Annotated in this window: 12 protein-coding genes; 5 read left to right on the top strand and 7 right to left on the bottom strand. The window is 62.4% G+C overall.

What is annotated here, in order from left to right:
• Window positions 1–3: 3 nt before the first annotated feature.
• From AB9K35_RS10930 to coxB, 6 genes are all read right to left on the bottom strand, one after another.
• Complete coding sequence (locus tag AB9K35_RS10930; RefSeq protein ID WP_369926033.1) at window positions 4–687, bottom strand: SURF1 family protein; 684 nt, start codon at window positions 685–687, stop codon at window positions 4–6.
• 116 nt (window positions 688–803) lie between these two features.
• Window positions 804–1613, bottom strand: a complete 810-nt coding sequence (locus AB9K35_RS10925) for a cytochrome c oxidase subunit 3 (protein WP_222455309.1) — start codon at window positions 1611–1613, stop codon at window positions 804–806.
• Between the two features lie 24 nt (window positions 1614–1637).
• A complete protein-coding gene (locus AB9K35_RS10920) occupies window positions 1638–2225 on the bottom strand; it encodes a cytochrome c oxidase assembly protein (protein ID WP_369926029.1) in 588 nt (195 codons plus the stop codon).
• Window positions 2225–2413 carry a cytochrome C oxidase assembly protein gene (locus AB9K35_RS10915; protein ID WP_369926028.1) on the bottom strand — a complete coding sequence of 63 codons (189 nt, stop codon included), beginning with the start codon at window positions 2411–2413 and terminating at the stop codon, window positions 2225–2227. Before AB9K35_RS10915 ends, AB9K35_RS10920 begins: the two co-directional genes overlap by 1 nt.
• 1 nt (window position 2414) lies before the next feature.
• A complete protein-coding gene (gene cyoE / locus AB9K35_RS10910; protein WP_222455312.1) occupies window positions 2415–3356 on the bottom strand; it encodes a heme o synthase in 942 nt (313 codons plus the stop codon).
• Window positions 3357–3455: 99 nt separating this feature from the next.
• Complete coding sequence (coxB, locus tag AB9K35_RS10905) at window positions 3456–4301, bottom strand: cytochrome c oxidase subunit II (RefSeq protein WP_369926026.1); 846 nt, start codon at window positions 4299–4301, stop codon at window positions 3456–3458.
• 194 nt (window positions 4302–4495) lie between these two features.
• On the opposite strand from coxB, the gene tldD reads away from it, so the two are divergent.
• The 5 genes from tldD (at window position 4496) to AB9K35_RS10880 (ending at window position 11747) form a co-directional block, all read left to right on the top strand.
• Entirely contained in the window at window positions 4496–5917 is a 1422-nt protein-coding gene (gene tldD, locus AB9K35_RS10900; RefSeq protein ID WP_369926024.1) for a metalloprotease TldD, read from the top strand.
• Window positions 5918–6183: 266 nt separating this feature from the next.
• The gene (dprA, locus tag AB9K35_RS10895; RefSeq protein WP_369926022.1) at window positions 6184–7374 is read left to right on the top strand and encodes a DNA-processing protein DprA; all 1191 of its coding nucleotides are present in this window, start codon (window positions 6184–6186) and stop codon (window positions 7372–7374) included.
• A gap of 231 nt (window positions 7375–7605) precedes the next feature.
• On the top strand, window positions 7606–10248 hold the full coding sequence (gene topA, locus AB9K35_RS10890) for a type I DNA topoisomerase (RefSeq protein ID WP_369926020.1): 2643 nt from the start codon (window positions 7606–7608) through the stop codon (window positions 10246–10248).
• A gap of 147 nt (window positions 10249–10395) precedes the next feature.
• Window positions 10396–11118 (top strand): CoA transferase subunit A, encoded by a 723-nt coding sequence (locus AB9K35_RS10885; protein WP_222455317.1) that lies wholly within the window; start codon window positions 10396–10398, stop codon window positions 11116–11118.
• A complete protein-coding gene (locus AB9K35_RS10880) occupies window positions 11118–11747 on the top strand; it encodes a CoA transferase subunit B (protein WP_369926018.1) in 630 nt (209 codons plus the stop codon). Before AB9K35_RS10885 ends, AB9K35_RS10880 begins: the two co-directional genes overlap by 1 nt.
• A 58-nt stretch (window positions 11748–11805) precedes the next feature.
• On the opposite strand, the gene AB9K35_RS10875 is transcribed toward AB9K35_RS10880, so the two are convergent.
• On the bottom strand, window positions 11806–12282 hold the full coding sequence (locus tag AB9K35_RS10875; RefSeq protein WP_369926017.1) for a hypothetical protein: 477 nt from the start codon (window positions 12280–12282) through the stop codon (window positions 11806–11808).
• Window positions 12283–12309: the final 27 nt, after the last annotated feature.

Genomic DNA, 12309 nt, shown 5'->3' with positions numbered 1-12309 from the left:
CCTTCAGCTCTTTGGTTCAGGGCGGCTGCGCCGCAGAAAATAGAGGCTCATCGCGGCCCAGATAAAGGCCAGCGAAAACCAGGTGATCGCATATTGCAAGTGGTTGTTGGGGATAGAGGCGGTATCGACCGGCATCGGTTTCACACCGGCGTTCTCGCCCGCGGGGGGCGCGTTCAAGATGACCATCACCGGTTCGGTGTCCAGCTGCTGCGCCATGGCATCGGCATCTCTGGCGTACCAGATACCCTCGTCCAGATCTGGCGCAGGCGTGTAGCTGTCGACTTCCTGCGGCCAGTGGACGTTGCCGGAAATGGTCGCCGGACCGCGCAGGCGCTGTGCTGTTTTGTCGGAACCTGCAACAAACCCGCGGTCAATCAGGATGCGACGGCCATTGGACAACGTGAAGGGCGAGATCACCCGGAAGCCCGGACCAATATCCTTGAGCGACGTGACCACGAACAGATCCGGTGCGCCGATCTCGCCGCTCAAATGGACCGGGTGGTACTTGTCCGCCTCTCGATCCAGCGCGGTCGGGAGGTCAACCGCAGGCTCTCCATGGATGCGGGCCTCTATGGTTGCCAGGATCCCCTCTTTCCAGGTCATGCGCTGCAGCTGCCAGGTTCCCAGCCCGATCAGAATGGCCAGGCCTGCGCCGCTCACGATCAACAGGAAAATGACACGCCGCATCGACGCCGCTCCGCTTCAAAGGTCAGGGGCGCGCAAGGGAGTTCCCTGCGCGCCCCGTGTGTGGCCTCATGCCCGCGGATAATCAACCGCAAACATGTATCGGGTACACCGCGCCCTTACAGGCCGGCGGTGCCCCAGATGTAGACTGCAACGAACAGGAACAGCCAGACGACGTCCACGAAGTGCCAGTACCAGGCTGCGGCCTCGAAGCCGACGTGCTGCTCGGGGGTGAAGTCGCCCTTCATCGCGCGGATCAGGCAGACCGTCAGGAAGATGGTGCCGATGACGACGTGGAAGCCGTGGAAGCCGGTGGCCATGAAGAAGTTGGAGTAGAACTCGTCTTCGCCGAACTTCCAGCCTTCATGCAGCAGGTGCGCGTATTCATAGCCCTGCAGGAAGGTGAAGGCGATGCCGAAGGCGATACCGATCGACAGGCCCTGGATCAGCGCCTTGCGGTCGTTGTTGTGCACCAGCGCGTGGTGCGCCCAGGTGACGGCACAACCCGACAGCAGCAGGATCAGGGTGTTGATCAGCGGCAGGTGGAACGGATCGACGGCGTAGATCTCCGGCGGGATGTACTCGCTGCCCTCATAGGCTTCCATCGGGTACATGGCGTGTTTGAAGAACGACCAGAACCAGGCGAAGAAGAACATCACCTCGGACATCACGAACAGGATGAAGCCGTAGCGCAGGCCGATGCGAACGACCGGAGTGTGATCCCCGACGCGGCTTTCCTTGACGACCTCGGACCACCAGGCAAAGGCGGAATACAGGACGGCAACAAAACCGATCCAGAACGGCCAGGCCGTGAAGCCCTTCATCCAGAACACCGCGCCGACCAGCATGACAAAGGTGCCCAGCGACGAGGCCAGCGGCCAGATCGACGGCGGCAGAATGTGATAATCGTGATTTTTAGCGTGCGCCATTTAAGTGTCCCTCACCAAAGCGGCCTAGTTCGTAGTTACGTCTGCCCCGGTGCCATTCCCGGTGTCGAGAGCGGCATAGCCCTCGGGCAGATCGATTTCATGAAACGTGTACGACAGCGTGATCGTATGCACGTATTTTGCATCCCGGTCGTCAATGATTTCGGGATCAACATAGAAGGTCACGGGCATCTGCACCCGCTCCCCCGGCTGCAAAACCTGCTCGGTAAAGCAGAAGCAGTCGATTTTCTCAAAGAAATAGCCGGCCTGATACGGCGTCACGTTGTAGGACGCCTGACCGGCAACCGGACGATCGGTCGGGTTGTAGGCCTCGTAAAAGGCCAGCCCGGTTTCGCCCAGCTTGATCTCCATCTCGCGCTGCACCGGCTTGAACTCCCACGGCATGCCGCGCTGCTTGGAGCCGTCGAAACGCACCTTGATGGTCTGGTCCAGCACCGTGTCGGACCCGGCAGTCGCCACCTGGGTCACACCGCCAAAGCCGGTGACCCGGCAGAACCAGTCGTAAAACGGCACGGACGCCCAGGACAGGCCGCCCATCACCACGACGACGCCAACCAGCTGCACAACGGTTTTTTGCGGTCCTTGCAATGCCATCAGTTCTGCTCCAATTCGACCGGGCTCTGCGAGCTTGACTGGCTGTCCGGCAACTGAAACCCGGGCGCGGTCACCTTGACCAGCGTCAGCGCCATCACCAGCACCACAAACGCCGCCAGCAGGATCCCGACGCCGAGATTGCGACCCGAGCGACGCTTGTGGATCTCATGTTCCTTGCGCAGCGCCATGTTACCAGCCTCCCAGCCCGTAAGGTTTGAGCAGCGCCTCGGCCAGAATGGCGCCGAAATGCAGGAACAGGTACAGCAGCGACAGTTTGAAGAAGCTGCGCTCAACCTTGAAGTTGTCAGCCTCGGAATCATCCTCGTCGCGACGGCTGATCTTCCAGGCGCCATGCAGGAACAGCGCGTTTAGCACCAGCGCAACGGCCAGATACAGCGGCCCACCGATACCCGAGAACGCCGTCCCAACGGCCAGCACGGCCAGCAGTACGGTATAGCCGAGGATATGCAGACGCGTGGAGCGGCGACCATGGGTCACGGTCAGCATCGGCACCCCCGCATCGTCGTAGTCAGAGCGCATGAACAGGGCCAGCGCCCAGAAGTGCGGCGGCGTCCACATGAAGGTCAGCAGGAACATCAACCAGGGTTCCACCGACATACTGCCAGTGGCCGCAATCCAGCCGATGACCGGCGGGAACGCCCCGGCAGCACCACCGATGACGATGTTCTGCGGCGTCGCGCGCTTCAGCCACATGGTGTAGACGACAACGTAGAAGAAGATGGTGAAGGCCAGGAAGGCACCGGCAAAGACATTGGCGGCCAGCGCCAGCATGATGACCGAAAGCCCCGAAAGCGCGAGACCCAGCGCCAGTGCCTCCCCCGCCTCGACCTTGCCCGCAGGAATCGGACGTCCCTTGGTGCGCTTCATCACACGGTCGATATCGGCATCCCACCACATGTTCAGCGCCCCGGAGGCACCACCACCGATGGCGATGAACAGAATCGCGGCGAATCCGACGACCGGATGAACAGACACCGGCGCCGCCAAAAGCCCCACGAGCGCGGTGAACACCACCAGCGACATGACACGGGGCTTCAGCAGGGCGAAGTAGTCGCCGAAGCTGGCTTCGTCCTCATATGCCCGGCTTGCGTTGATGCTTGCGTCGCTCATCTTGGGTTCCTTGGCGGCAACGGGTGCGCAGGACTGCGCACCCAGATCTTGTCGTTCTCGACCGGCCCGCGCCTCGGCGGCGGAGCGGCGTGTCGGCTATCAGTTGGAGGCAACCTGATAGGAGCGCGGGGTGCCCGCGTATTCCTCGATCGCACCTTCCAACCAGGCGTCATACTGCTCTTGCGTCACCACTTTGACGGTGATCGGCATGTAGGCGTGGTCCTTGCCGCAGAGTTCGGAGCACTGACCGAAGTAGATGCCCTCGTTGCCTTCTTCGACCTTGAACCACAGTTCGGCCAGGCGGCCCGGCACGCCATCCTGCTTCACGCCGAAGGCGGGCATTGCCCAGGAGTGGATCACGTCCGCGGCGGTCACCTGCATCACGACGGTCTTGCCGGAGGGCACAACAACCGCGGTGTCGGTGGCCAGCAGGTAGTCATCTTCTGCGTAACCGTTTGCGGCCAGCTGGTCTTTCGGCAGCAGGAAGCTCTCGAAGCCGAATTCATGGTCGGTGTACTCGTAGCCCCAGTACCACTGGTAGCCGGTCACCTTGATGTTGATGTCACCTTCCGGGATTTCCTGCTGTGCGAACAGCTGCGGCAGCGAGAAGGAGCCGATGAAGACCAGGATCAGGATCGGAATAACGGTCCAGGCGATCTCGATCGGGGTATGGTGGGTGAATTTCGCCGGCGTCGGGTTGGCACGGCGGTTGAACCGCAGGATCGCCCACAGCAGCAGGCCTCCCACGAACACACAGATCGCGGTGATGATCACCAGGATCATGTGGTCCAGGCTGCGGATCCCCTCCATCAGCGAGGTGGCTGCCGGCTGGAATCCCATGCCGCCGTTGACCGGCTTACCAATGGTTTCCAATCCTTCCTGCGCCATTGCGGGAAGGCTGGAAAGGCCGGCGAAAAGGCCCGAAAGCGTCAAAGCGTTTTTCATATCTCTACCTGATCGGTTGATCGCGTTATTCCTGCGGCAGCCTGAGCGTTCGGAATCGATGATTCCACAAAACGCACCTGCCCCGTTGTCTTTGACGCCGCTTAAAATCATATTCGGGACAACAGATAAAGAGGCAGGCAAGCGTCAAACCGTCGCTTTCTTGATTTAGATCAAAAAAATCCGAGGACCGTGCCATGGAAACCCCCGCCTTTCGCCCGTTTGAAACCACGCTGCCGGAGACAGAGGCGCTGGCGGTGCTGCGTGATGCTCTGAGCGGGGCCGAGGATGGCGAGATCTTCGCCGAACGCCGCAAGTCGGAAGCGCTGTCCTTTGATGACGGGCGCTTGCGCAGCGCCAGCTATGACGCTTCCGAAGGGTTCGGCCTGCGCGCGGTGAATGGCGACGTGGCAGGCTACGCCCATTCAACCGACGTCTCCATCGCGTCGCTGAAACGGGCGGCCGAGACGGCAAGGCTGGCCGTGGGCGACGGCGGCGGCACCTACGCCGATGCACCGCAGGCCACCAACAAGAAGCTTTACACCGACGCCGACCCCATCAGCGCCATGCCATTTCCGGTGAAGGTGGAAACGCTGCGCGAGATCGATGCCTTCGCACGGGATCTCGATCCGCGCGTCGTACAGGTTTCCGCCTCCCTCGCCGCATCGCTGCAGGAGGTTGAGATCCTGCGGGCCGACGGCGTGCGCGTTCGTGACACCCGCCCGATGGCACGGCTGAACGTTTCGGTGATCGTCGAAAAGGATGGCCGCCGCGAAAGTGGCTCTGCCGGAGGCGGCGGCCGACTGGGGCTGGACGGGCTGGTCGACCCCAAGCATTGGCAGGCCCAGGTGCAGGAGGCCCTGCGCATCGCGCTGGTCAACCTCGACGCGGTGCCCGCCCCTGCCGGCGAAATGGACGTGGTGCTTGGCCCCGGCTGGCCCGGCATCCTGCTGCACGAGGCGATCGGCCACGGGCTGGAAGGTGACTTCAACCGCAAGGGCTCATCCGCCTTTGCCGGGCTGATGGGGCAGCAGATCGCCGCCAGGGGCGTGACCGTGCTGGACGATGGCACCATTCCCGACCGGCGCGGGTCGATCACCGTGGATGACGAGGGCACGCCAAGTCAGAAGACGACCCTGATCGAGGATGGTATCCTGGTGGGCTTCATGCAGGACCGCCAGAATGCGCGTCTGATGGGGGTTTCCCCCACCGGCAACGGCAGGCGGCAAAGCTACGCCCATGCGCCGATGCCGCGCATGACCAACACCTACATGCTGGGCGGAGAGGCCGATCCGGGTGAACTGGTAGCCAGCATCAAGGACGGCATCTGGGCGGTTGGCTTTGGCGGCGGTCAGGTCGACATCACCAATGGCAAGTTCGTGTTCTCCTGCACCGAGGCCTACCGCGTGAAGGATGGCAAGGTGGGCGCGCCGGTGAAGGGCGCAACCCTGATCGGCGACGGAGCCACTGCGCTGAAGCAGATTCGCGGCCTTGGCAACGACATGGCTCTGGATCCGGGCATGGGGAATTGCGGCAAGGCCGGACAATGGGTGCCGGTCGGCGTGGGCCAACCATCCGTATTGATGGGCGGGCTGACGGTGGGTGGGTCGGCGACCTGAGTCGCCTGAAGACCAAAGACCGCAAAAGGGCCGCAAAGCTCTGCCCGCTAACGTAACGACGCCATAAATTCCGCCTCCAGGGGTCAATCTCTGCGAGGCGGATACCCGACCAGCGCCGACGGCCGACTCGAATTTACCCCTGCTTTTCTCAGCTTTTATAGAGACTTAGGAAAATTTTTCGGGAATTCGTAAAAACAGCGATGACGTTCACCACCTGTTAACCGAGTGAAGGTTAATTCTGGTCTTGCAAACAGGCGGAGCAACGGATGACCGGAGAAGCACATTCTTCCACTCACCCCCCACTCCCACCCACCACGGAAGACGCCCGGTATTCCCAGCTTCGTCTGTTGCGCTCCAAGCGGGTCGGCCCGGTGACATACCACCGGCTGCTCGCGCAATTTGGTTCAGCGCAGAACGCGCTGGATGCGTTGCCTGAAGTGGCACGTTCCGCAGGCCTGAAGGGGTATGAAACATGCCCTGCCGATGCGGTGGACGCTGAAATCAAGCTCGCAAAAGCCGCCAAAGCGCGGCTTTTGTGCTGTTCGGACCCCGAGTATCCTGCCCCGCTTGCCGCGTTGAAAGATGCGCCCCCCCTGCTCTGGGCGATCGGCGACCTGTCGCTTCTGCAGCGCCCCCTGATCGCCATTGTCGGAGCCCGAAACGCGTCCTCGCTGGGGCGGCGCATGACCCGCACGCTCGCGCAGGATCTGGGTGCGGCCGGCTATGTTGTCGTCTCCGGCCTCGCGCGCGGGATCGATGCCGCCGCCCATGAAGCCGCGCTGAACAGCGGCACCATCGCGGTGCAGGCCGGTGGGGTCGACGTGATCTATCCAGCCGAGAACACCCGGCTCGCCAGCGCGATTGCGGAAACTGGCCTGCGCGTATCCGAGCAGCCAATGGGACGCACACCGCAGGCCCGCGATTTTCCAAAGCGGAACCGGATCATCGCCGGGCTCGCCTCTGCCGTGGTAGTGATCGAAGCCGCAGCAAGGTCCGGCACCCTGATCACCGCCCAGGACGCGCTTGACCTCGGTCGTGAAGTGCTGGCGGTGCCGGGTCACCCGTTCGACCCGCGCAGCTCCGGTTGCAACCGGCTGATCCGCGACGGGGCGGTTCTGGTCCGTAATGCTGCCGATGTGATCGACGCTTTGCCTCCCGCACAACCAGCGCAGCCGCGGCCCCGACCCCAGCCCGCGACCAATCAGAGGTCACCCGTAGAAGTGCCCGCGGCACAGCCGCAACACCGCAGCCTTGCCGAGACGCATGCCCTGCACCAGCAGATTCTCGATCGCCTCGGCCCCTCGCCCACCTCTGAAACCGTGCTGATGCGGGATCTGGCCCTGCCGCCGCAGGACCTGGCTCCGGCGCTGACCGACCTGGAACTCGACGGCAGCATCCTGCGCCAACCCGGCGGGCTGCTGTCAAAATGCGCCCCCGATGATGACACCGCACATTGACGGCACGCTGTGCGCAAAACGCACGAGTGGCCGCGCGAAAACGACCGCCGCACGGCCACCGATCGGCGCAAACGCCGCGGTCGGCGATGCCGCGAAACCCGCCTGCAAGCACGCATGATAGGTATGGTCACGCGGCTGCAACGGGGCCGCAGATTGACATTCTCCCCTTGCGCCCCACATGTTGCCCCGCCATAGAACCCGCAAAAGCGGTCCGAAGAGGTTAGAGAATTTATGCCAGTTGTCGTCGTCGAATCCCCGGCCAAGGCCAAAACGATCAATAAATATCTTGGTCCCGACTATACGGTTCTGGCGTCCTACGGCCATGTGCGCGACCTTCCGGCCAAGAACGGCTCGGTCGATCCGGAAGCCGATTTCGACATGACGTGGGAAGTCGCCAATGATTCCCGCAAACACGTCAAGGCGATCGCCGACGCGCTGAAAGAAGACAACGCGCTGATTCTCGCAACCGACCCCGACCGCGAAGGGGAAGCGATCAGCTGGCACCTGCAGGAAGCGCTGACCAAGCGGCGCTCGATCAAGAAGGACACACCCGTCAGCCGCGTCACCTTCAACGCGATCACCAAGGAAGCGGTGACCGAGGCGATGAAGAACCCCCGCCAGGTCGACATGCCGCTGGTCGAGGCCTATCTGGCCCGCCGCGCGCTGGATTATCTCGTGGGTTTCAACCTCTCGCCGGTGTTGTGGCGCAAACTGCCGGGCGCGCGTTCGGCCGGCCGCGTCCAGTCGGTCTGCCTGCGCCTGATCGTCGAGCGCGAGATGGAAATCGAAGCCTTCAACCCGCAGGAATACTGGTCGGTGCGCGCCCATCTGGCGACCCCGCGCGGCCAGGAACTGGAAGCGCGGCTGACGGTTCTGGGTGGCGACAAGCTGGACAAGTACAGCCTGAAGAACGCCACAGCCGCGGAACTGGCGGTGCAGGCGGTCGCATCCCGGCAGCTGTCGGTGCAGTCGGTCGAGGCCAAGCCTGCCGCCCGCAACCCCTCCGCCCCCTTCATGACCTCCACCCTGCAACAGGAGGCCAGCCGAAAGTTCGGCATGGGCGCGCGTCAAACCATGAACGCCGCCCAACGTCTCTATGAAGCCGGTTTGATCACCTACATGCGGACCGACGGCATCGATATGGCCCCCGAGGCGGTCGAAGCCGCCCGCGCCGAGATCGAGAAACGCTACGGCGCCGAATACGTGCCCGCAAAACCCCGGATCTACAAGAACAAGGCTAAGAACGCACAGGAAGCGCACGAGTGTATCCGCCCGACGGATATGAGCCGCGATGCCGCCAGCCTGAAGGTCTCCGAAGACGACCAGCGCAAGCTCTACGACCTGATCTGGAAGCGGACACTGTCCTGCCAGATGGAAGGCGCCCGACTGGAGCGCACAACCGTCGACATCGGTTCGGACGATGGCCAGGTGGCGCTGCGCGCAACCGGCCAGGTCATGCTGTTTGACGGTTTCATGCGCGTCTACGAAGAAGGCCGCGACGACGTGACCGACGAGGACGACAAGCGCCTGCCGCAGGTGATGGAGGGCGAGGCCCTCAAGTTCGCGTCCTCCCTTGCTGCGCAAGCTGAAAAAGCGGGCCAGGAGGCCTCGGTTCTGTCCGAGAACGGTGCCGTCCTCGCGCTGCAGCACCACACCCAGCCGCCGCCGCGCTATACCGAGGCGACATTGGTCAAGCGCATGGAAGAACTCGGCATCGGCCGCCCTTCGACCTACGCCAGCGTCATCACCACGATTCAGGACCGCGAATACGTCCGCAAGGACAAGAACCGCCTGTTCCCTGAGGACAAGGGCCGGATCGTCACCATCTTCCTGCTGAACTTCTTCCGCAAGTACATCGGCTACGAGTTCACCGCCAACCTCGAGGAAGAACTGGACGAGGTCAGCGCAGGCGAACGCGATTACAAGGATCTTCTGAGCAAGTTCTGGCGGGACTTCTCCGCCGCGATCGCGGAGACCTCGGAACTGCGCATCACCGAAGTTCTGGATGTTCTGGACGACGCGCTGGCGCCGCAACTCTACCCGCCGCGGGAAGACGGCACCGATCCGCGTATCTGCCCGAAATGCGGTCAGGGTCAGCTGCACCTCAAGACCTCGCGCACCGGCGGCTTTGTCGGCTGCGGCAACTACCCGGAATGCAACTACACCCGACCGATCTCGGGCGAAGGCGCCGAAGGTTATGAGCGGGTGCTGGGCGAGGACAACGGCGATGAAATTCACCTGAAATCCGGTCGCTTCGGTCCCTACGTACAGCGCGGCGAGGCGACCCCCGAGAACAAGAAGCCTCCCCGCTCCTCGCTTCCCAAACAGGGCAAGGATTACCTGCCGGGCTGGGGCCCGAATGACATCACGCTGGAGCAGGCGGTCACCCTGCTGACCCTGCCGCGCGAAATCGGCCAGCATCCGGATGGCGGCGTGATCCAGTCGAACCTGGGTCGCTTTGGCCCCTATATCGCGCATCAGCTGCCGGATGAGGAAAAGCCGGTCTACGTGAACCTGAAGGAAACGCTGGACGTTTTCGAGATCGGCATGAACCGCGCCGTGGAAATGCTGGCCGAGAAACGCGCCAACCCCGGTCGCGGTCGCCGCGCAGCCGCCAAGCCCCTGAAGGAGCTGGGCGAACACCCCGAGGGCGGCGGCGCCATCAGCATCATGGACGGCCGCTATGGTCCCTACGTCAAATGGGAAAAGGTGAATGCCACCTTGCCCAAGGACGTTGACCCCAAGGACGTCACCCTGGAGATGGCTGTGCAGCTGATTGCCGAGAAGTCCAGCAAGGGCGGCAAGAAGAAAGCTGCGCCCAAGAAGAAGGCGGCCCCAAAGAAAAAGGCCGCCACCAGCAAGGACAAAGCCTGAAATAGCACCTCGCAAGGCCGGGACTTCCCCGGCCTTGTGCCCGGGCCGACCGGGTTCCGTAGAAATACGGGTTTCTCTCCGTATCGTTGACTTGGCGCAGCCCCGGCGGCAGAACACCAGTCAAACGGTAGTTGTTGGGAGAACTCCATGAAAAAGGTTTACGCCAACGCCGCCGAAGCGCTCGACGGGTTGCTTCATGACGGCATGTTCATCGCGGCGGGGGGCTTTGGCCTCTGCGGCATTCCGGAGCTTCTGCTGGAGGCCATCAAGGAAGCAGGTACCAAAGACCTGACCTTTGCCTCGAACAACGCCGGTGTTGACGACTTCGGCATCGGCATCCTGTTGCAGACCAAGCAGGTCAAGAAAATGATCTCCTCATACGTGGGGGAAAACGCCGAATTCATGCGCCAGTACCTGTCGGGTGAGCTGGAACTGGAATTCAACCCGCAAGGCACGCTGGCCGAACGCATGCGTGCTGGCGGTGCTGGCATCCCGGGCTTTTTCACCAAGACCGGTGTCGGCACGGTGATCGCCGAAGGCAAGATGCAGAAACAGTTTCCCACCGGCCCCGACGGCGCCATGGAAGACTACATCATGGAAGAGGGCATCTTCGCCGATCTTGCCATCGTGAAGGCCTGGAAGGCGGATGAGACCGGCAACCTCGTGTTCCGCAAGACCGCGCGCAACTTCAATGTGCCCGCCGCCACCTGCGGCAAGGTCTGCGTGGCGGAGGTCGAGGAAATCGTGCCCACCGGCTCGCTGGATCCGGACGCAATCCACCTGCCCGGCATTTATGTGCACCGCATCATCCAGGGCAAGCATGAGAAACGCATCGAACAGCGCACCGTGCGCAAGCGGGAGGAAGCATAATGGCTTGGGATCGCAATCAGATGGCGGCACGTGCCGCGCAGGAACTGCAGGACGGCTGGTATGTGAACCTTGGCATCGGCATTCCGACGCTGGTGTCCAACTACATCCCTGAAGGCATCGAAGTGACGTTGCAGTCGGAAAACGGCATGTTGGGCATGGGCCCCTTCCCCTACGAGGGCGAAGAGGACCCGGACCTGATCAACGCCGGCAAACAGACCATCACCGAACTGCCGCAAACCGCGTATTTCGACTCGGCGCAATCCTTCGCGATGATCCGCGGCGGCAAGATCGCAATGGCGATCCTCGGCGCCATGGAAGTGGCCGAAAATGGCGATCTGGCCAACTGGATGATTCCCGGCAAACTGGTCAAGGGCATGGGCGGCGCCATGGATCTGGTCGCGGGCGTCGGTCGCGTGGTGGTCGTCATGGATCACGCCAACAAGCACGGCCAGTCCAAGGTTCTGAAGGAATGCACCCTGCCCCTGACGGGCAAGGGGGTGGTGGACCGGATCATCACCAACCTTGGCGTTCTCGACGTGGTCGAAGGCGGGCTCAAGATCGTCGAATGCGCCACCGGCGTCACCGAAGAAGAGCTGCGCGCCGCCACCGAAGCGACGATCGTCAACTGACCTGTCAGACAGCTTTTGGAAAGGCCCGCCAGCGAACTGGCGGGCCTTTTGCGATTGATCAGGCGTCAGCCGCGTCCTCCGGGCGCCCTCTCGGCCGCAGTGTGTTCCACACTGCCCCCTGCGGAGGATTGACAATTTCATACATGAATACCCGTTTGTCGTGCCAGTTCACCAGGCGCTCCTCGCCATTTTCGAACACCACGACACAATAGCTGCCATCATCTAGGTCGCAGCTGTCTCGGCCAAGAATGGTGACGATGACCGGGTCGATGAGATGGCGGTTGACCAGCACCTGCGCCTTCACCATCTTGCCGGACACGTAAAGACCGCCGAAGAACAGGCCTATTGCCAAGCAAATGAACCCGGGACCGGAGAGGTTCTTGAACGGGCTTGCCTTGGCAAGGCTTGGCGCGAAGGCCACGAACAAGAGCCTCCCAAAGAAGCCGACGAATGCGATCACGCCAATCAGGACAAAATTTCCCGTCAGCTGCTGGGAACCCGCAGCCACAGCTGAGGGGTCAAATCCAAAATCCAAAACGAATCTCCAACATAATGAAGCTCT

This window comes from Leisingera sp. XS_AS12 (assembly GCF_041224635.1).
Taxonomy (GTDB): Bacteria; Pseudomonadota; Alphaproteobacteria; order Rhodobacterales; family Rhodobacteraceae; genus Leisingera.
Note: the sequence above shows the minus strand (reverse complement) of the source record. Positions and strands in the feature narration are given on the sequence as shown.

Coding starts and splice junctions, on each gene's coding strand:
- AB9K35_RS10930 (WP_369926033.1), bottom strand. CDS start 687: ATGCGGCGTGTCATTTTCCTGTTGATCGTGAGCGGCGCAGGCCTGGCC.
- AB9K35_RS10925 (WP_222455309.1), bottom strand. CDS start 1,613: ATGGCGCACGCTAAAAATCACGATTATCACATTCTGCCGCCGTCGATC.
- AB9K35_RS10920 (WP_369926029.1), bottom strand. CDS start 2,225: ATGGCATTGCAAGGACCGCAAAAAACCGTTGTGCAGCTGGTTGGCGTC.
- AB9K35_RS10915 (WP_369926028.1), bottom strand. CDS start 2,413: ATGGCGCTGCGCAAGGAACATGAGATCCACAAGCGTCGCTCGGGTCGC.
- cyoE (WP_222455312.1), bottom strand. CDS start 3,356: ATGAGCGACGCAAGCATCAACGCAAGCCGGGCATATGAGGACGAAGCC.
- coxB (WP_369926026.1), bottom strand. CDS start 4,301: ATGAAAAACGCTTTGACGCTTTCGGGCCTTTTCGCCGGCCTTTCCAGC.
- tldD (WP_369926024.1), top strand. CDS start 4,496: ATGGAAACCCCCGCCTTTCGCCCGTTTGAAACCACGCTGCCGGAGACA.
- dprA (WP_369926022.1), top strand. CDS start 6,184: ATGACCGGAGAAGCACATTCTTCCACTCACCCCCCACTCCCACCCACC.
- topA (WP_369926020.1), top strand. CDS start 7,606: ATGCCAGTTGTCGTCGTCGAATCCCCGGCCAAGGCCAAAACGATCAAT.
- AB9K35_RS10885 (WP_222455317.1), top strand. CDS start 10,396: ATGAAAAAGGTTTACGCCAACGCCGCCGAAGCGCTCGACGGGTTGCTT.
- AB9K35_RS10880 (WP_369926018.1), top strand. CDS start 11,118: ATGGCTTGGGATCGCAATCAGATGGCGGCACGTGCCGCGCAGGAACTG.